Source organism: Myxococcus sp. CA033 (genome assembly GCF_013336625.1).
Taxonomy (GTDB): Bacteria; Myxococcota; Myxococcia; order Myxococcales; family Myxococcaceae; genus Myxococcus; species Myxococcus llanfairpwllgwyngyllgogerychwyrndrobwllllantysiliogogogochensis.
In genome coordinates this window covers 353,763-373,911 of the sequence record NZ_JABUMU010000003.1, presented here as the reverse complement: position 1 = coordinate 373,911, position 20,149 = coordinate 353,763, and the positions used below count along the sequence as shown (strand labels likewise).

The window sequence follows — 20,149 nt, the reverse complement described above, 5'->3', positions numbered from 1 at the left end:
CTCACGAAGCGAAGCCGCAGTGTCGAGTGCCTGTCAGCCGGCCCTCCCGAGGGGACTATCCCCGCCCGGAGAGTCGCGGGAGAACGGAGCCCTTCCGAAACATTCCGTTCCCGACAGCCGAGGGGGCTGTGCTCGCGGGAACGCGCTGGGGCTCTCAATGACTGTGAAGAAGGGTGTCTCTCGGCGCGCCGCGCCTCCGCCGCCGTCGCGCTCCGTGGAGGACGACTCCGACACACTGGACTCGCGCCAGCTCCTGCGTGTGCTGACCGCCGTGCGCAAGGGGGACTTCTCCGTGCGCATGCCCGTGGACAAGGTGGGCAACGCCGGCAAGGTGGCCGACTCGCTCAACGAAATCATCGAGCTCAACGAGCGCATGGCGCACGAGTTCGAGCGCATTGGCAGCGGGGTGGGCAAGGAGGGCCGCATCACCCAGCGCGCCAACGTGGCGAGCGCCGTGGGCTCCTGGGCGGACTGCGTGGAGTCGGTGAACACGCTGGTGGCGGACCTGGTCCAGCCCACCACGGAGATGGGCCGCGTCATCGGCGCGGTGGCCAAGGGCGACCTGTCCCAGACGATGGCGCTGGAGGTGGACGGTCGTCCCCTCAAGGGCGAGTTCCTGCGCACCGCCCGCCTGGTGAACGGCATGGTGGAGCAGCTGGGCGCGTTCGCCTCGGAAGTGACGCGCGTGGCGCGCGAGGTCGGCACGGAAGGAAAGCTCGGCGGACAGGCCCGGGTGAAGGGCGTCGCCGGCACGTGGAAGGACCTCACGGACAACGTGAACTCGATGGCGTCCAACCTCACGTCCCAGGTGCGCAACATCGCCGAGGTGACGACGGCGGTGGCCAAGGGCGACCTCTCCAAGAAAATCACCGTGGACGTGCGCGGTGAGATTCTGGAGCTGAAGAACACCATCAACACGATGGTGGATCAGCTCTCGTCCTTCGCCTCGGAAGTGACGCGCGTGGCGCGTGAGGTCGGCACGGAAGGAAAGCTCGGCGGACAGGCCGTGGTGAAGGGCGTGGGCGGCACGTGGAAGGACCTCACGGACAACGTGAACTCCATGGCGTCCAACCTGACGTCGCAGGTGCGCAACATCGCCGAGGTGACGACGGCGGTGGCCAATGGAGACCTGTCCAAGAAAATCACGGTGGATGTGCGCGGCGAGATTCTGGAGCTGAAGAACACCATCAACACGATGGTGGATCAGCTCAACTCGTTCGCGTCCGAGGTGACGCGCGTGGCGCGCGAGGTCGGCACCGAGGGCAAGCTGGGCGGTCAGGCCGTGGTGAAGGGTGTCGCCGGCACGTGGAAGGACCTCACCGACAACGTGAACTCCATGGCGTCCAACCTGACGTCGCAGGTGCGCAACATCGCCGAGGTGACGACGGCGGTGGCCAATGGAGACCTCTCCAAGAAAATCACCGTGGACGTGCAGGGTGAAATCCTGGAGCTGAAGAACACCATCAACACGATGGTGGACCAGCTCAACTCGTTCGCCTCGGAGGTGACTCGCGTCGCGCGTGAAGTCGGAACCGAGGGCAAGCTGGGTGGACAGGCCGTGGTGCGCGGCGTGGGTGGCACATGGAAGGACCTCACGGACAACGTGAACTCCATGGCCTCCAACCTCACCGCGCAGGTGCGCAACATCGCGGACGTGACGACGGCCGTGGCCAAGGGCGACCTGTCGAAGAAAATCACCGTGGATGCGCGCGGCGAGGTGTTGGAGTTGAAGAACACCATCAACACGATGGTGGACCAGCTCTCGTCGTTCGCCTCGGAGGTGACGCGCGTCGCGAAGGAGGTCGGCACCGAGGGCAAGCTGGGTGGACAGGCCGTGGTGCGTGGTGTCGGTGGCACGTGGAAGGACCTCACCGACAACGTGAACTCGATGGCGTCCAACCTCACGTCGCAGGTGCGCAACATCGCCGAAGTGACGATGGCGGTGGCCCGCGGAGACCTGTCGAAGAAAATCACCGTCGACGTGCGCGGCGAGATTCTGGAATTGAAGAACACCATCAACACGATGGTGGACCAGCTCAACTCGTTCGCGTCCGAGGTGACTCGCGTGGCGCGCGAGGTCGGCACGGAAGGAAAGCTGGGCGGTCAGGCCGTGGTGCGCGGCGTCGGTGGGACGTGGAAGGACCTCACGGACAACGTGAACTCCATGGCCTCCAACCTGACGGCTCAGGTGCGCAACATCGCCGAGGTGACGACGGCGGTGGCGAATGGAGACCTGTCCAAGAAAATCACGGTGGATGTGCGCGGCGAGATTCTGGAGCTGAAGAACACCATCAACACGATGGTGGACCAGCTCAACTCGTTCGCGTCCGAGGTGACGCGCGTGGCGCGCGAGGTCGGCACCGAGGGCAAGCTGGGTGGCCAGGCCATCGTGAAGGGCGTGGCCGGCACATGGAAGGACCTCACGGACAACGTGAACTCCATGGCGTCCAACCTCACCGCGCAGGTGCGCAATATCGCCGAGGTGACGACGGCGGTGGCTCGCGGTGACCTCTCCAAGAAAATCACCGTGGACGTGCAGGGTGAAATCCTGGAGCTGAAGAACACCATCAACACGATGGTGGACCAGCTCTCGTCCTTCGCCTCGGAGGTGACGCGCGTCGCGCGCGAGGTCGGCACGGAAGGAAAGCTGGGCGGACAGGCGGAGGTGAAGGGTGTCGCCGGTACGTGGAAGGACCTCACGGACAACGTGAACTCCATGGCGTCCAATCTCACCACGCAGGTGCGCGGCATCGCCAAGGTGGTGACGGCGGTCGCCAACGGTGACTTGAAGCGCAAGCTCGTCGTGGACGCGAAGGGGGAAATCGCCGAGCTGGCGGACACCATCAACGGCATGATTGACACGCTGGCGGTGTTCGCGGACCAGGTGACGACGGTGGCCCGCGAGGTGGGCATCGAAGGGAAGCTGGGCGGACAGGCGCGCGTGCCCGGCACGGCCGGCATCTGGCGCGACCTCACCGACAACGTGAATCAGCTCGCCGCGAACCTGACGACGCAGGTGCGCGCCATCGCCGAGGTGGCCACGGCGGTGACGAAGGGTGACCTCACGCGGTTCATCACCGTGTCCGCGCAGGGCGAAGTGGCCGCCCTGAAGGACAACATCAACGAGATGATCCGCAACCTGAAGGACACCACGCGGAAGAACACGGAGCAGGACTGGCTGAAGACGAACCTGGCCAAGTTCACCCGCGTCCTCCAGGGGCAGCGGGATTTGCTCACGGTGTCCAAGGTCATCCTGTCGGAGCTGGCGCCGCTGGTGGACGCGCAGCACGGCGTCTTCTACATCTCCGACCGCGCCGAGGCCGGAGAGCAGATTCTCAAGCTCCTGGCGTCCTACGCGTACCGGGAGCGCAAGGGGCTCTCCAATTCCTTCAGGCTGGGCGAGGGGCTGGTCGGCCAGTGCGCGCTGGAGAAGGAACCCATCCTCCTGTCGGACGTGCCGGACACCTACATCCGCATCTCCTCCGGCCTGGGCGAAGAAATTCCGCGCAACATCGTCGTGCTGCCGGTGCTCTTCGAAGGGGAAATCAAGGCCGTCATCGAGCTGGCCTCGTTCCATCGCTTCAGCGACGTGCACCTGGGCTTCCTGGAGCAGCTCACGGAGTCCATCGGCATCGTCCTCAACACCATCGCCGCGAACATGCGCACGGAGGCGCTGCTCAAGCAGTCGCAGGCGCTCACCGACGAATTGCGCAAGCAGCAGGAGGAGTTGACGGAGACGAACAAGCGCCTGGAGCAGCAGGCCACGTCGCTCCAGCAGTCCGAGGAGCTGCTCAAGCGTCAGCAGGAGGAGCTGCGCCGCACCAACGAGGAGCTTCAGGAGAAGGCGAAGCTGCTCTCCGAGCAGAAGACGGAGGTGGAGCGGAAGAACGGCGAAGTCGAGCAGGCCAAGCGCGCGCTCGAGGAGAAGGCGGAGCAGCTCAGCCTGACGTCCAAGTACAAGTCGGAGTTCCTGGCGAACATGAGCCACGAGCTGCGCACGCCGCTCAACTCGCTGCTCATACTCAGCCAGACGCTCAGCGACAACGTGGAGGGCAACCTCACGGGGCGGCAGGTGGAGTTCGCCCGGACGATTCACGCCTCCGGTGCGGACCTCTTGGAACTCATCAACGACATCCTCGACCTGTCGAAGATTGAGTCCGGCACCATGACGGTGGACGTGGGCCCGCTGCGCTTCAGCGACCTGCGCGAGTTCGTGGACCGCACCTTCCGGCAGGTGGCGGACAAGAAGGGCCTCCAGTTCGACATCGACCTGACGCCGGGCATGGCGGGCGAGGTGGAGACGGACGCCAAGCGGCTCCAGCAGGTGCTCAAGAACCTCCTGTCCAACGCCTTCAAGTTCACCGAGTCCGGCTCCGTGTCGCTCGACATCGGCATGGCGCGGGGTGGCTGGACGGCGGACCACCCGGTGCTCTCCACCGCGCCCTCGGTGGTGTCCTTCTCCGTGCGAGACACGGGCATCGGCATCCCCAAGGACAAACACCACATCATCTTCGAGGCGTTCCAGCAGGCCGACGGCTCCACCGCGCGCAAGTACGGCGGCACCGGCCTGGGCCTGTCCATCAGCCGTGAAATCGCGAGGCTGCTCGGTGGCGAAATCCGACTGGAGAGCGAGCCGGGCCAGGGCAGCGTCTTCACCCTGTACCTGCCGCTCGACTTCGTCGCGGACCGTCCGGGACAGGACTCCTCGCGGCCCGTGCCCGCGGCCACCGCCCTGGCCCACACGGCCTCCCTGGTGCCGCCGCTCCACATCGAGGAAGTGACGCCCCCCGTCTCGCTGGCGTCGCTGGGCATCGACGACGACCGGGGCTCCATCCAGCCCGGTGACAGGGTGCTGCTCGCGGTGACCCACGCCGCCGAACACGCGGCGCGGCTGCGAGCGGCCGCGCAGGGGGCGGGCTTCAAGGTGCTTGTCTCCACGGAGGTGGAGGGCGCGCTGGACGCCGTGCGCAACGCGCGGCCGGTGGCGGTGGCGGTGGACCTGGACCTGCCGGAGATGGCGGGCTGGGTGGTGCTGGACAGGCTCAAGCACGACGCGGGCACTCGCGCGCTGCCCGTGTACACGGTGTCCGACGAGGACCACCGCGAGCGCTCGCTCAACCTGGGCGCCATCGGCCACCTGCGCGCGGCGGCAGACCCGGATGCCGCAGCCGCGGCGCTGGCCTCCCTGCGCGACTTCGTGGAGCGCAAGGGCCGGGGCCTGCTCATCGTCGAGGACGACGCCGTCCACCGACAGACGCTGCAGGAACTCCTGGGCAGCGAGGACGTGCAGACGGTGGCGGTGGGCACAGCGGCGGACGCGCTGGCCGCGCTGGCGGAGCGCAGGTTCGACTGCATGGTGTTGGACCTGGGCCTGCCGGACCTGCCCGGCACGGAGCTCATCCGCCGCGTGCGCGACGTGCATGGCGCGGGGGGACCGCCCATCATCGTCTACACGGGCCGCGAGCTGTCGCGCGCGCAGGAGACGGAGCTGCGCCGCGTGGCGGAGGCCATCGTCGTCAAGGACGCGCAGAGTCCCGAGCGCCTCTTGGAGGAGACGAGCCTGTTCCTGCACCGCTCGCCCGCCAACCTGTCGGAGTCCAAGCGCCGCATGCTGGAGAAGGCGCGCGAGAGAGACCCGTTGCTGGTCAACCGCAAGGTGCTGGTGGTGGACGACGACGTGCGCAACATCTTCGCCCTCAACACCGTGCTGGAGCGCTACGGCATGAAGGTGGCCTTCGCGGAGAGCGCGCGCGAGGGGCTGGGGCTCTTGGAGAAGGACGCGGACATCGAGCTGGTGTTGATGGACGTGATGATGCCGGAGATGGACGGCTATCAGGCCATGCGCGCCATCCGCCGCATGGAGCGCGTGGCGCACCTGCCGATTCTCGCCCTCACCGCGAAGGCGATGAAGGGGGACCGGGAGAAGTGCCTGGAGGCGGGCGCGTCCGACTACATCACCAAGCCGGTGGATATCGAAAAGCTGCTCAGCCTGCTGCGCGTGTGGCTGCACGCGCCGCGAGGCGCCCAGGCGCGTGGCTCACGCACGGAGGTCTCCGGGTGAGCGCGGGCGCTTCGGTCGCGGCGCTGGAGGCCCTGGAGGCGGACCTGCTCCTGGAGGGCGTGGCCCGACACTGGGGCTTCGATTTGCGCAGCCACTCCCGGCCGCAGTTGCTGCGGCGGCTGCGGCGCCACCTGCGCGAGGAACGCCTGGAGTCCTTTTCCGCGCTCCAGGCCCGCGTGCTGCACGACGGCGAGGCGCTGGAGGGACTGCTGCGCGCGCTCTCCAGCACGCCGCCCGGACTCTTCTCGGACGCGGCCTTCTTCCGAGACTTCCGCACGCGTGTGGTGCCCGTGCTGCGCACCTGGCCGTCCGTGCGCGTCTGGCACGCGGGCTGCGGCACCGGTGAGGACACCTATGCCCTGGCCATCCTCCTGCACGAGGAGGGCCTGTGGAGCCGCTGCCGGCTCTATGCGTCCGATGCCAGCGAGGGACTGCTGGCGGACGCTCGCACCGGCGTGCTGCCCCTGCCCGGCGAGGACGACGCGCGCCGCCACGCGGAGTCGGGTGGGCGGGGCTCGCTGTCCGACTCCTACACCCGCGACGGCAACTGGGCGCTGCTCCACCCCAGGCTGCGCGACGGCATCTTCTTCACCCAGCACAACCTGACCATCGACGGCTCGTTCAACGAGTTCCACGTCATCGTGTGTCGGGACACGCTGCTGTCCTTCAATCGCGCCCTGCACAACCGGGTGCACTCGCGGCTGTACGAGAGCCTCGCCCGCTTCGGCTTCCTGTGTCTGGGGCGCAAGGAGTCGGTGGTGCGTACTCCACACGTCGCCGCCTACGAGGAGCTGGAAGGCAGCGGTCGCATCTTCCGGAGGGTGTCATGAGCGTGGGGCTGCTGGTGGTGGGGGCGCCCCGGAGCGCGGGCGCGGACGTGGAGACGCTGCTCTCCCAACTGCCGGCGCACCTGCCGGCGCCCGTCGTCGTCGTACTGCACCGGGGGCCGCATGACGTGCTGGCCGCGCCGCTGGCGCGCCGCTGCGCGCTGCCCGTGGTGGAGCCGGATGACAAGGAGGACCTGGTGCCGGGGCGCGTGTACCTGGCGCCCTGGGGCTACCACCTGCTGGTGGACCGGGGCTGCGTGGCGCTGTCCGTGGAGTCGCCGGAGCACGGCTGCCGCCCCGCCATCGACGCCCTCTTCGAGTCCGCGGCGGACAGCTACGGCGCCGCGGCCGCGGGGCTGCTCTTCTCCGGCCACGACGACGGCCAGGAGGGCTTGAGCTTCCTGCGGGGCCGGGGCGGACGCGTGGCGGTGGTGATGGGCGAGTCCGACGGCGGCGAGGGACAGGAGGGCGAGGTGGAGCGCCTGTCTCTCGCCGAGGTGGGAGGGTGGCTGACGCGACTGGCCTATGTGTCGCGCGGCCGGGTGCAGCCATGAGCGCCGCGCCCTCGCGCGAGCGCGGCCCCGTGTTCTCCATGGAGCCCGTCCACATCCTCCTGGTGGACGACCAGCCGGAGGGGCTGCTGGCGCTGGAGGCGACGCTGGCCCCGCTGGGGCAGAAGCTGGTCTCCGCGCGAAGTGGCCGTGAGGCGCTGCGCCATCTTCTCACCCAGGACTTCGCCGCCATCCTCCTGGATGTCGTCATGCCGGGCATGGACGGCTTCGAGACGGCGAGCCTCATCCGCGAGCGCGAGCGCAGCCGCAACACGCCCATCCTCTTCCTCACCGCCTTGTCGCGCGGCCAGCTCCCGGAGCTGCGCGCGTACGCGGTGGGCGCGGTGGACTACCTGCTCAAGCCCTACGAGCCGGAAATCCTCTGCTCCAAGGTGGGCGTCTTCGTGGACCTGTTCCGCAAGACGGAGCTGGTGCGGCGTCAGGCGGAGGCGCTGCGCGAGACGCAGCGGCGCGAGCACGAGGGCGAATTGGCGGAAGCCCACCGGCGCATGGAGGCGGAGCGGACCCGGACGCGCGAGGAGCACCTGCGACGGGAGATGGAGTCGCACCGCAACCAGCAGCGTTGGCTGGAGGCCGTGCTCGCCGCGCTGCCCACGCCCCTGGCCCTGGTGGAGCCGGGCAGCGGCCACACCCTGCTGGCCAACCGGGCCGCCCAGGGACTGGCCGGCGGATGTCTGGCGTATCGCGAAGCCCCAGGCCTGCATGAAGGCGTCATCGTCCGGGGACGCGATGGCGACCCCTTGCCCCAGGATGCGCAGCCGCTGATGCGCGCGGCCCGGGGCGAGACACTCCACGGGCTTCACGTGGACTGGGAGCTGGGCGAGCAGCGGGGCTCGGTGCGCGCCTACAGCACGCTGTTGCCGAAGATGTACGGGCATCCGGAGACGGTGCTGCTCGCGCTCCTCGATGTGACGGGCCCCAGCGCCACACAGCAGCTCGTCGAGGGCCTGCGACACCTGGTGCCCCCCGTCTCCACGCCGACGGAGCAGGAGGCCGCACAGGGCCCGCTCCCCACGATGCGGAGCGACCAGCCGAAGGACCTCCCCGCGACCGAAGCTGAACACCCCCGTGCGGGAAAAGGTTGACGCACAAAATAACGGGAGCATGTTGGCTTCGTGAGCGACGCCGGACTACCCCCGCGGGTCCAGCGCTTCATCACGACGCATATCGACTCGCTGGAGAAGCTGGAGGTGCTTCTCTTGCTCCGTGCCCAGCCGGGACGGGAGTGGACCGCGTCATCGGTGAGCCTGGAGCTGCGCATCACAGAACCCTCCGCGGCCGCGAGGCTGGCGGACCTCACCGCGAGCAGGTTGCTGGTGAGCGACGGCGGAGCCGTGCCCGTCTATCGTTTCAGTCCCGAGAGTTCCGAAGACGTGCAGGCGGTGACGGAGCTGGCGGCGGTGTACGGTGCGCGGCGGGTGACGGTCATCTCCTTCATCTTCTCCCGGCCGTTGGACAAGGTCCGGGGCTTCGCGGAAGCCTTCGTGCTCAAGAAGGACAAGGACGGCGACCATGGCTGAGGCGGTCTACATCCTCTGTGCCTTGACCAGCGTGGCGTGCGCGGTGCTATTGCTGCGCGCCTGGAAGAGCAGCCAGTCCCGACTGCTCCTGTGGAGCGGGCTGTGCTTCGTGGGCATGGCGGTCAGCAACGTGCTGCTCTTCGTGGACCTGGTGATTCTGCCGACCACCATCGACCTGTACATGCCGCGCCTGCTGGCCACGTTGGCCAGTGTCTCCATCCTGTTGTTCGGCCTCATCTGGGACGCCTCGTGAGGTAGCTCGCCCATGCTCAGGTCCATGCTCAACGGTGCGACGGCGATGGGATGGCTGGCGTGCGCCTTGTTCTTCCTGCGCTTCTGGAAGCAGTCGCACGAGCGCCTGTTCGGCTTCTTCGCGGTGGCCTTCGCGCTGCTGGGCGCGAACTCGGCGGTGTCGTCGCTGATGGACTCGTTGGACGAGCGCCGCTACTACCTCTACGTGGCGCGGCTTGTCGCCTTCCTCATCATCCTCTACGCCATCTGGGACAAGAATCGCGCGAGTCGACGCGGGTGATGTCGCGGGCCTCACGCTCGCCTCGCGTTCAGTGGTGAGGGGAGGGGTGGGTGGTTTTCCTGCTCGCACAGGAGAACCCACACATGCGTCTGAGTCGCCGTGGCTTCCTTCGTCTTTCCGCGCTCGGAAGTGGAGCGCTCGCCTGGGGCCCCTCGTTCTGGAAGGAGGCCTATGCGGCGCCGGCCCAGTCGGGGCCCAGTCCCTACGGGGCGATGTCCGGGAGCGCGGACGTCAACGGCCTGCGACTGCCCGCGGGCTTCACCTCGCGAATCATCGCCCGCTCGGGCCAGACGGTCGGCAACACGGGCTACGTGTGGCACACCGCGCCGGACGGTGGCGCCTGTTTCGCGCGGCCGGACGGCGGCTGGGTGTACGTGTCCAACAGCGAGGGCCTCCCCGGGGGCGCCAGCGCGCTGCGCTTCAGCGGAGGCGGGAGCGTGGTGGCGGCGTACCGCATCCTGTCCGGCACGCGGATGAACTGCGCGGGAGGACCGACGCCCTGGGGCACGTGGCTGTCGTGCGAGGAGCACAGCGGCGGGCGCGTCTGGGAGTGCAACCCGGCCAAGGCCTCGCAGGGCGTGGTGCGCGGCGCGCTCGGCACGTTCCCCCATGAGGCGGTGGCGGTGGACCCGGACGGTGGACGGCTCTACCTGACGGAGGACCAACCGAAGGGGCGCCTGTACCGCTTCACTCCGTCCGCGTGGCCGGTGCTGGCGGCGGGCACGCTGGAGGCGGCCCGGGTGACGGGAGATGCGCTGACGGGAACGGCGACGGTGAGCTGGGTGGCCTGCGCCGCGAACAAGCCGGCGTCGCTCCAGCCGGAGGTGGCGGCGCGGACGACGGTGTTCAACGGCGGCGAGGGTTGCTGGTACGACGGCGGCGTCATCTACGTCACCACCAAGGGCGACAACCGCGTGTGGGCGCACACGCCGGCCACGGGGAAGCTGGAGGTCATCTACGCCGCGTCCCTGTATCCGGGCTCGCCGCTGAGGGGCGTGGACAACGTGGTGGTGTCGCGCTCGGGGGATTTGTTCGTGGCGGAGGACGGCGACAACCGGGAAATCTGTCTCATCACCCCGGGACCCCAGCGCATCGTCGCCAGCTTCCTGCGGGTGCTGGGCCACGCGGGCTCGGAGCTCACGGGCCCGGCCTTCAGCCCGGATGGACGCAGGCTGTACTTCAGCTCGCAGCGCGGGGCGACGAACTCCAGCAACGCGGGCGTGACGTTCGAGGTCTCCGGTCCCTTTCGGTGAACCTTCCCGCGCCGAGCGCCTTGACGACGTGAGGGGCGCTCTTGCACAACCGGAGGCATGTCCGCGAATCCGCTTCCCCGCTTCACGCCCCGCCGCGCGCTGGGCCGCACCGGCTTCGTCGCCACGGCGGTGGGCATTGGTGACATCGCCGACCGCTCGGCGCCCCGGGAGTCGCTCGTCGCCACGCTGCGCCGCGCGCTGGACGCGGGGCTGAACGTCATCGACACCGCGCCCAACTACGAGGAGGGGTTGAGCGAGGAGGTGGTGGGCGAGGCCCTGCGCGGCCGGCGCGAGGGCGTCTTCCTCATCGACAAGGTGGACGTGCTCGACGCCCCGGTGGCGCCGCAGGTGGAGGCCAGCTTGCGGAGGCTGGGCCACGCGGCGGTGGACCTGTTCGCCTTCCACGCCGTATCGGAGCTGGCCGCGTGGGAGCGGTTGGCTTCTCCGGGCGGCGGCCTGGAGCAACTGGGCCGGTGCGTGAGCGCGGGGCAGGCTCGCTTCCGGGGCATCTCCAGTCATCACCCGGACGTGCTGCGCGCGGCGGTGAACTCCGGGCTGTGCGACGTGGTGATGTTTCCGCTGGGGCCCTTCGTGGACCTTCGCTACGTGCGGGACGTGCTGCCGCTGGCGCGCTCGCGCGGCGTGGGCGTGGTGTCGTTCAAGACGTTCGGCGCGGGCAAGCTTTTGGGCGACACGGAGGGCTATGGCCGACCGCTGGAGGCCCGGCCGCGCGGCAAGGTGGGCTCTGGCGGACGCGAGGACCGCGACGCGCCCGTGCTGCCGCACCTGAGCGTGGAGGAGTGCGTGCATTACACGCTGACGTTGGACCCGGACGTCATGCTGATGGGGATGAGCCACCCCAACGAACAGGACGCGGCGCTCGGCGCGGTCCACTCGGCGCGGCCCCTGTCCGTGGAGGAGCTGACCGACGTGCGCGAGCGCGCGAAGGCGGCCATCGATGGGAAGGGCGCCGTGTGGTGGAACCCGTCGATGGCGTCCGACGTGGGCTGAGTCAGCGACCTCCCGGCCCGAGTCATTCCGTACGCGCCGCGCGCGGAGCCCTTCACTCGAAAGGCACTCAACGTCCCGCGGGTCCGACACTGGACAGTCTCCCCGTCCGCGGAGACGGGCGGCATTGTTGCCGCGTCCGGGACGCTTTTAGCTCGGGGTCTGATGTCGCGCGGCGCTTCTCTTCCATCGTGGTCCACCTGCATGCCCGCCGAGCCGATTTCTTCTCCTGAAGCTTCTCTCGATGTCGCCGGGAAACCCCGGCCCACCCCGGCGCCGCCGGAGCCCGAGCATGGGGTGGAGGCGGCCTCGTCCGAGGCGGCGCGCCTGGCCTTCCTGTCGCGCGCGGGCGAGCTGTTGGGCGCGTCGCTGGAGTGGCGCACGGTGCTGCACCGACTGGCGGAGCTGGCGGTGCCGGTGCTCGCGGACTGGTGCGCGGTGGATGTCATCACGGAGGACGGGAGCGTGGAGCGGGTGGCCGCGGCGCACCGTGAGCCGGAGAAGACGGCGCTGGTGCACGAGTTGTCCCGACTGCGGCCCGTGGACCTGGTGTCACCCGGTGGCATCTCCGAGGCGCTGCGCACCGGACGTCCGGTGGTGATGCCGGTGGTGACGGAGGAGATGCTCCCGGCGATGGTGCGAGAGCCCGCGCAGTTGGATGTGGTCCGTCGCCTGGGAATCCGGGCGGGGCTCGTGCTGCCGTTGCTGGCGCGGGGCCGGGTGCTGGGCGCCGTGTCGCTGGTGCGAGGCGACGAGCAGGTGTCCTTCGATGCGCCGGAGCTGGAGGTGGCGATGGAGCTGGCCCGCCGCGCCAGCCTGTCCATGGACAACGCGCTCCTGTACGAGGAGGCGCGCACGGCCCAGTCCTTCTCCGCGCGGCTGCAGACGGTGACGGCGGCGCTGTCGCGCGCGGCCACCGCCGAGGACGTGGCGCGGGTGATGGTGCGCGACGGGCTGGAGGCCTCGGGAGCGGCGCGGGTCGCCATCGCGGAGCTGAGTGCCGACGGGTGTCTGCGCGTGCTGGGCTCCGTCGGTTATTCACAGGCGTGGATGGAGGGCCTGGATGGTCAGCGTGTCGCGGGCCTGCCCGTGCTCGCGCGCGCGGCGGAGCAGCGCGAGGCGCAGTGGTTCTCCCGACTGGAGGAGCTGCTCCCCTCGGCGGGTCTCGTGGAGAGCGACGTGGCGGCGCTGGGCGAGGGCTCGCGCGCGTTCCTCCCGCTGCTGACCGAGAGGGGCATCCTGGGCTTCGTGGCGCTGGCGTGGGGTGAGCCGCGCATGTTCCCTCCGTTGGAGCGCGCGTTCCTGGACGCGCTGGCCCACCAGTGCTCGCAGGCGTTGGAGCGCGCGGCGCTGTACGGGACGCTGCGTGAGCGGGGCGAGCGACTGCATCACGCGCTTCAGATGGGCAAGGAGGCCGAGGAGCGGCTGTTCTTCTTGCTGGAGGCGAGCCGCGCGCTGGCGGAGCACCTGGACGACGTGGAGTGGACGCTGGAGCACGTGGCCCGCGTGGCCGCCAGCAGCGTGGCGTCCAGCTGCCTGGTGGAGCTGGTGGGGCCGGACGGCACCCTGCGGTGCGTGGCGTCCGCGCACCAGGAGCCATCGCGAGACGCGTCCGTGCTCTCGGTGCTGGGCGGCGAGGGCGCGCTGTCCCTGTCGCGCGAGTGCTTCCAGTCGGGCGAGCCGCGCTTCGTGCCGGACGTGGACGCGGCCCTGTGCGAGCGACTGGCGGAGCGCTCCGAGCAGCAGCGCGCGCTGCTGGAGGCCCTGAGGCCCGCGTCGCTGCTGGTGGTGCCGGTGCGCACGCGCGGGCGCACGCTGGGCGTCATCACGCTGGGCACGTCGCCGCCGCAGCGGCCCCTGGCCATGTCGGACGTGTCGATGATGGAGGAGCTGGCGCGGCGCGTGGCCGTGGCGCTGGAGAACGCGTCGCTGTACCGCGACGCGCAGGCGGCGGTGCGGCTGCGTGACGAGTTCCTGTCGGTGGCGAGCCACGAGCTGAAGACGCCGTTGACGAGCCTCAAGCTCCAGCATGGCCTCATCGACCGCGCGCTCGGCCCGGACTCGCGCGAGAAGGTGGCGCCCCGGCTCTCCACGGCGATGCGACAGGTGCAGCGGCTGGCCACGCTGGTGGACCACCTGCTCGACGTGAGCCGGGTGTCGCTGGGGCGGCTGGCGCTGGAGCCCACGGAGGTGGACCTGGGGCAGGCGGTGCGCGACGCGGTGGAGCGGATGGAAGAGGTGTTCGCGGTGGCGGGGTGCTCGGTGCGGGTGGATATCCCGGAGCCGCTCCAGGGCCGGTGGGACTCGCTGCGGTTGGACCAGGTGCTGGTGAACCTCCTGACCAATGCGGCCAAGTACGGCGCGGGCAGGCCCGTGCAGGTGACCGCGGCGGAGGCCGGCGACGGGGTGGTGCGGCTGTCGGTGCGGGACGAGGGCATCGGCATCTCGGAGACGGACCTGCCGCGGCTGTTCGGTCGCTTCGAGCGCGCGGTGAGCGACCGGCACTATGGAGGGCTGGGTCTGGGGCTCTACATCAGCCGGCAGATTGTGGAGGCGATGGGCGGTCGCATCGAGGTGGAGAGCCGCGAGGGCGTGGGCTCCGTCTTCACCGTCCACCTGCCTCGCGCAGCAGGGTGAGGGCGCGCTCCAGCACCTCGTCGCGTCCTGCGCGCAGTCCGCGCACGGTGGGGTGGACCTCCACGTCCGGGCGCAGTCCCACGCCCTGCACCGTGCGGCCGTCGGGGGTCTCGAAGCGCTGACCGGTGAAGAGGACGCAGACGTTGCCGGGCAGGCAGACGTTGGTGGTGTCGCCCACGGCGCCCGCCGTGACGCTGCCCACCAGCCGCGCGCCGGACGCGGCCTGAATCATCATCGCCGTGTATTCGCCCTGGCTCAGCGTCCGCGCGTCGATGAGCACGACGACGCGGCCCGCGTATCGAGGTCCGTCGCCAGAGGGCAGGGTGGCGGGGAAGCGCACCTCGCGAGCCTCTCCCGCTTCCACCAGCGGGCGGGCGATGAGCGCGGACGCGGTGGCGCCTCGCGTGTTGAGGCGCGGGGCCAGCGCCCACGCGCTCCCCTGCGGATAGCCGCGCAAATCGAAGACGAGCGCGCGCGTGTCCTTCATCGCCTCGAACATGCCGGGCACCGAGTCGGCGCGCAGCCGTCGCAGGTCCACGTAGCCCACGTCGCTGTCGAGCCGCTTCCACGGCGCGTCGTCCTGGACGGGGGGACGGAGAAACGGGAGGTAGTCGCGCGAGCGGGGCAGCCGCGATTCCTTCATGCGTCCATCCACGCCCTGGAGCATCACCTCCACGGGTTTCCCGTCCGAGCCCGCGAGCAGCAGGCTGGCCACGCGCTCCGCCCGCGCCGCGTCGTGAGAGGCGCCGAGCAGCTCCCGGAAGCGCGCGGCGCGAGTGGCCACCGCCTCGCCGTCGATGGACACCACCTCGTCCCCCACGCCGATGCCGGCGGCGCGAGCGGCCTCGGGCACGGGCAGCTCCGACACGAGGAAGCGTCCCTCCACCGAGCGCAGGACGAGCGGCGCGGTGGCCTCGGCGAGCGAGCGCAGGGGCTGGCCCTGCTCCGCGATGAAGACGTGGCCGTCGGAGACCCGCGCGGACAGCGTGTAGAGCAAATGCGTGTACGCGCGCGCATCCTCCACCGCGCGAGCACGGCCGAGGAACTCTGGCAGCACCGCGTCCCAGTCCCTCAGGGCCTTCGGGTCCGGATGGAAGAAGCGCATCACGTTCCAGAAGCGGACGACGGCGAGCAGCCGGTAGGGCTCGGAGGGATACGCCATCGCCTCGTAGGCGTCGTCCGGTCCTCCCGTGGGGAGCACCGCGTCCTTCGCCGAGACGCGCGCGGAGGCCTTCGGAGTCCCCGCGCGCAGCAGCCGGAGCGCGGCCTGGAAGGCGGGGCCGTTATCGCCCTCGTCCGCGCTCGCGGGCACGGTGACGTCCGCGCGCAGCCCCGATGAGCCCGAGGGGAACACGAGCTCCGAGGCGCGCACCACCGCGCGCTGGCCTCCGGGCAAGGGCACCGTGCGGGTCTTCACTGTGGAGGACTCATCGAGCGCGCCCTGCGCGACGAGGCGCGTGCGTGACGAGGAGAGCAGGGCCAGCAGCAACGGCGACAGGGGCGTGCGGCCGTTGACGAGGAGGACCAGCGAGCGCTTCGGCGTCCGGGGCGCGGGCGTGAAGGTCCGCGCGAGTCGAGTCTCCACCGAGGCGCTGTAGCCGCCCGAGCTGGGCCCCAACTGCACGGGAAAGCCGGAGTACACGCGGAAGCGCTCGGCGGGAGCCGTCACGGTGTCCGACGGAAGCGAGCGCTCCAGGAAGCCCAGCGCCAGCTCCATCCAGATGGCCTCATCGGGTCCACTGGCGCGCAGGTCGATGACGACGCGGCGCGCGCGCTCGAGCTCAGGCCCCAGCGCCGTCATCGCCGGATACAGCGCGTTGAAGTTGGAGAAGCGCCGGTCCAGGTCCAGCACCAGCACGTCACCGGACCAGCGGGAGAGCGGGCCGGACGGCTCGTGCGGGGATGGGGGCGCGCCCGGCTCGCGCTCGACGTGGGTGAGAGGGTCCTCCAGCCGGCGCAGCATGTCGCTCACGGAGGTGGCGAGCGCCTCCGGGGTGCTCGCCGCGAGCGCGCCCGGGAGTGACTCCACGAGGGCCGCGTCCCAGTCCACCGCGCGGAAGGCGAGGGCGGGGTGCACGTACTTCACCGTGCCCCAGACCCGGCCCAGTACGGCGGCGTTCTCCAGGGCCGCATCGGGCTTCGCGCGCGGGAGGGACTGCTCCTGCGCGAATGCACGCCCCGAGACACCCAGCATCAGCGCCACCGCGAAGACACAACCCATCCAGGCCGGCATCCGCCGGACTCGCGCGCGTTCCACATCCACCTCCCGATACGGCCCCGCGCGCCAGACACCCTCTCCGTGAGAAAGGTTCCCAAGGACGCGCGGTGACATCCGGGCTCGTCCGCACACATCCTGTCCGGAACTGTCCGCGCCCCCTGGACGGCGTGGCCGCGAGCCGCGAGCGCGGGTCTCTTTTGCGTGGTGGATGTGCTCGCGGGGGCAGGCGGTTGAAGGGGCCCAAGCCCTGATTCCAGGCGTGACGCTCGAGCATGTCCCGGCGGTGGCCGTGGGGCACGAGTGCGCGAACGGACCGTCGTCTGTCTCGGATGTTTCACGCACGCGACGCTCGACACCCGTACACCCGGAACCGGAGAACGTTCATGCGAAGTCTGGATTTCATTGCGAAGCCCGCCCTGGCGGTGGCCCTGTGCACGCTGCTGGTGAGCGGGTGTGGTGGCTCGCCCCAGCCCGAAGGGGGCCCCCTTCCGGGAGATCCTCAAACGGGTGGACTGGAAGGCGCGCCGGGTTCGAAGGGAAGCGGGGACACCGGTGACGGAAACGAGGGCGGCTCGGGTGGCGTGTTCAATCCGGCCAAAATCGACATCTGCCACATTCCTCCGGGCAACCCGGACAACGCGCACACGATTTCCGTGGGCGCACCGGCGTTGAATGCCCACCTCAAGCACGGCGACACGCTGGGCGCATGTGACAGTGAGCCGGACGCGGGCACGGGCGAACCTGACGCGGGCACGGGCGAGCCGGACGCGGGCACGGGCGAGCCGGACGCGGGTTCCGAGTGTGTGTCCGAGGAGGGCGCCTGTGGCACGGGCACCACGTGCTGTGAAGGCCTGACCTGCTCCGAGTCGGGCTACTGCGAGCCCATGATCGGCTGAGGTCGCTTCAGGAGGCCGTCCCGCTCATCCTGGAGTGGGACGGCCCTCCCACCATGATGCCAGGGGCCCAAGCGCGTGGCCCCGCGCGGGTCGCCCTCGCCAAGCAGCAGACTCCCGGTCGAGGCCCTCCCGCGGCGCCCACGAGGCCCTGCTCGGAGGCGCTTCCCGTTTCAGTCCAGGCCGTCACCCACGTGCGCGCCGCGCACGGTTCCTCGCGTCGCGAGCCCCAGGCTCATGTCGGCGTGAGCACCCCGCGTGGCGACCTGTAGCGGCGCGTTCCGGGCGCCCGTGCACTCCCGTCACATCTTTCGACTCAAGGAACCCCACCCCATGCGTCTTCACGAGGGGGATGGGGCGCGGACTCCGGAAAGGCATGGAACGTCTTCCGGAAAACATGAGAGTGCGACAGAGAGAAATGGATTCCCCGCATCCAGGCCTCCGAAAGCGAGGCAGGCGGTAATGTTTTCAACCGAATGGCTGTAGTTTCTGCGGAGAGAGAGGGGGACAATTTCAGTCAGACGGGAGGTCTTCTCCCGCCACTGTCCGGAACCCGAAGTCCATCCAGCCTTTCCGCATGAAGATTGAGCGCCAGCACGGTTGAATCGTGGGTGGCACATGGCTCGCAGAGACACCGCGCAATAGACCCCTGTCCCAGTTGTCCCCATCCCGCTCCCCGTGTTCCTCCAGAACGCCACCTGCTCTTGCGTGCCTTCGCACTCCGACCCAAGCGAGTGCCCGACCTGGGTGCGCCCGCATCGGAACACGCCCGCGGAGGGCAACACGATGCTGTACGCGGGGACGCCGCCGCCGATGCTGGTGGAGCCCACGCCGGTGCCCGCCACGCCCACCAACTCGCTGGTGGGGCAGCAGTTGGGACACTTCAAGCTGCTGAAGGAGCTGGGCCGGGGTGGCATGGGCACGGTGATGCTGGCCGAGCACGCCCTCATCCAGAAGCGCGTCGCCATCAAGGTGCTGCACGCGCACCTGGCGCAGGACCCGGACCTCGTCGCCCGCTTCTTGTCGGAGGCGCGCACGCTGACGGTGGTGCAGCACGAGAACGTCGTCGCGCTCTACGATTTGGACGTGCGTGACGGGCGCCCCTACCTCGTCATGGAGTACCTGGAGGGGCAGAGCCTGGCGGCCTTCGCGAAGGGGCCGCTTTCGCCGTCGGTGGTGGTGGATCTTCTCTCGCAGGTGTGTGACGCGCTGGGCGCCGCGCATGCGCACGGCATCGTCCATCGCGACTTGAAGCCGGCCAACGTCTTCCTGGTGCCGGGCCTGCTGGGCCGCCAGCGCGTGAAGCTGTTGGACTTCGGCATCGCCAAGCTGCTGTCGCGTCCGGCGGGCCTGCACACCACGGAAGTGGGAGTGCTCCTGGGGACGCCGGAGTTCATGGCCCCCGAGCAGTGCGGCGACGACGTGGTGGACGCGCGCACGGACATCTACGCGGTGGGAGTGCTGGGCTACTTCCTGCTCACCGGGCGCGTGCCCTTCGCGGGCCGCACGGCGGCGGAGGTGCTCATCGGTCACCTCCAGAAGCAGCCGGTGCCGCCGCACGAGGTGCAGCCCGGCGTGCCGCCCTCGTTGTCGCGCGTGCTGCTCCGCGCGCTGGCCAAGCGTCCCGCGGACCGTTTCGCCCAGGCCTCGGACCTGCGCGCGGCGCTGGCCACCGCGCTCGCGCCCGAGCCCGAGCCCGTGACTCCCGGCTTCACCGCGCGGGTGCGCATGGCGGGCACGCCGCACTCGCAAGAGCTGCGCTGTGAATGGGTGGGCCGCGCCGGCCTCTTCCTCCACACCACCGCGTCGCCGCCGCCGCTCCTGTCCGACGTGGGCCTCCTCTTGCGACTGCCGGGTGGTGAGCTGGCCTGCACGGGGCAGGTGGTGCGCCACGTGACGGAGGAGCAGGCGCGAGGGTGGCGCATGACGCCGGGCTTCGGCGTCCAGCTGCGCGACACGTCGCCCGCCTTCCAGGAAGCGCTGACCCGGCTGAAGTCCGGCGTGCGGTTGGAGCCACCCACGCCCCCGCCGTCCCCCATGCAGGAGGACGCGGTGGCGGAGCGGGTGCTCCAGGGCTTCAGGGCCCGCCTGGCGGGTGACCACTACTCGGTGCTGGAGGTGCCTCGCGACGCCACCCCGGAGACGCTGCGGGCCGCGACCCAACGCGCTCGTACGGCGCTGGAGCCACTCAAGAGCCGCAACCTGTCGCTGGGCCAGCGTGCCCAGCTGGAGCGGGTGAACGAGCGGGTGACGTCCGCGCTGCACGTGCTGGGTCACGTGGAGCGGCGGGCCGAATACGACGCCAGACTGGGCAACGTGGAAGGGGTGGAGCGCTGCCTCTCCGCGGGCCTCACCGTCACCGCGCTGGAGAACTGCCGCCGCCGCTTCCTCGCGGAGAACCCGGGGCGGGATGGCCGCGCGGCGGTGCAGCGGCTGTCCGGGGACGCGCTGTCGTCGGTGGGGCGGCTCCAGGAAGCGCTCGCCGCCTATGAGCAGGCGGTGCGGATGGACCCGTTGGATTTGGAGGGCCTCAAGCGCTGGCGCTCGCTGCGGGCCCGGCTGCGCAACACGCCCACACCGCGATAGGCGGGCGGCCGGGCGCGTGCAACGCGGAAGCGGTGTCTTGCG

13 protein-coding genes are annotated in these 20,149 nt (G+C 70.1%); 12 read left to right on the top strand and 1 reads right to left on the bottom strand.

What is annotated here, in order from left to right; translation table 11 throughout:
• Positions 1 to 157: 157 nt before the first annotated feature.
• From HUA78_RS11810 to HUA78_RS11765, 10 genes are all read left to right on the top strand, one after another.
• Positions 158 to 6,061 (top strand): HAMP domain-containing protein, encoded by a 5,904-nt coding sequence (locus HUA78_RS11810; RefSeq protein ID WP_174476297.1) that lies wholly within the window; start codon positions 158 to 160, stop codon positions 6,059 to 6,061.
• Positions 6,058 to 6,891, top strand: a complete 834-nt coding sequence (locus HUA78_RS11805) for a CheR family methyltransferase (protein ID WP_174476296.1) — start codon at positions 6,058 to 6,060, stop codon at positions 6,889 to 6,891. The genes HUA78_RS11810 and HUA78_RS11805 overlap by 4 nt, the downstream gene beginning before the upstream one ends.
• A complete protein-coding gene (locus tag HUA78_RS11800) occupies positions 6,888 to 7,442 on the top strand; it encodes a chemotaxis protein CheB (protein WP_174459954.1) in 555 nt (184 codons plus the stop codon). The genes HUA78_RS11805 and HUA78_RS11800 overlap by 4 nt, the downstream gene beginning before the upstream one ends.
• Positions 7,439 to 8,545, top strand: a complete 1,107-nt coding sequence (locus HUA78_RS11795; RefSeq protein ID WP_174476295.1) for a two-component system response regulator — start codon at positions 7,439 to 7,441, stop codon at positions 8,543 to 8,545. The genes HUA78_RS11800 and HUA78_RS11795 overlap by 4 nt, the downstream gene beginning before the upstream one ends.
• Positions 8,546 to 8,575: 30 nt before the next feature.
• On the top strand, positions 8,576 to 8,980 hold the full coding sequence (locus HUA78_RS11790) for a hypothetical protein (protein ID WP_141641820.1): 405 nt from the start codon (positions 8,576 to 8,578) through the stop codon (positions 8,978 to 8,980).
• Entirely contained in the window at positions 8,973 to 9,233 is a 261-nt protein-coding gene (locus tag HUA78_RS11785) for a DUF5985 family protein (protein ID WP_141641819.1), read from the top strand. Before HUA78_RS11790 ends, HUA78_RS11785 begins: the two co-directional genes overlap by 8 nt.
• 12 nt (positions 9,234 to 9,245) lie before the next feature.
• Positions 9,246 to 9,512: a DUF5985 family protein gene (locus tag HUA78_RS11780; RefSeq protein ID WP_141641818.1), complete on the top strand. Its 267-nt coding sequence runs from the start codon at positions 9,246 to 9,248 to the stop codon at positions 9,510 to 9,512.
• A gap of 83 nt (positions 9,513 to 9,595) precedes the next feature.
• Positions 9,596 to 10,765, top strand: a complete 1,170-nt coding sequence (locus HUA78_RS11775) for an alkaline phosphatase PhoX (protein WP_174464955.1) — start codon at positions 9,596 to 9,598, stop codon at positions 10,763 to 10,765.
• Positions 10,766 to 10,822: 57 nt separating this feature from the next.
• Complete coding sequence (locus tag HUA78_RS11770) at positions 10,823 to 11,776, top strand: aldo/keto reductase (protein WP_174459952.1); 954 nt, start codon at positions 10,823 to 10,825, stop codon at positions 11,774 to 11,776.
• A gap of 201 nt (positions 11,777 to 11,977) precedes the next feature.
• Positions 11,978 to 14,410 carry a GAF domain-containing protein gene (locus tag HUA78_RS11765; protein ID WP_174476294.1) on the top strand — a complete coding sequence of 811 codons (2,433 nt, stop codon included), beginning with the start codon at positions 11,978 to 11,980 and terminating at the stop codon, positions 14,408 to 14,410.
• Here the strand turns inward: HUA78_RS11765 and HUA78_RS47685 are convergent.
• Complete coding sequence (locus tag HUA78_RS47685; protein ID WP_174476293.1) at positions 14,379 to 16,667, bottom strand: S41 family peptidase; 2,289 nt, start codon at positions 16,665 to 16,667, stop codon at positions 14,379 to 14,381. The two genes, HUA78_RS11765 and HUA78_RS47685, sit on opposite strands and share 32 nt — an antisense overlap.
• Positions 16,668 to 17,011: 344 nt before the next feature.
• Here HUA78_RS47685 and HUA78_RS11755 point away from each other — a divergent pair, with 344 nt between their 5' ends.
• Positions 17,012 to 17,524, top strand: coding sequence for a hypothetical protein (locus tag HUA78_RS11755; RefSeq protein ID WP_174476292.1), 513 nt, complete (start codon positions 17,012 to 17,014; stop codon positions 17,522 to 17,524).
• A gap of 744 nt (positions 17,525 to 18,268) precedes the next feature.
• Entirely contained in the window at positions 18,269 to 20,107 is a 1,839-nt protein-coding gene (locus HUA78_RS11750; RefSeq protein ID WP_371745556.1) for a protein kinase, read from the top strand.
• Positions 20,108 to 20,149 lie beyond the last annotated feature (42 nt).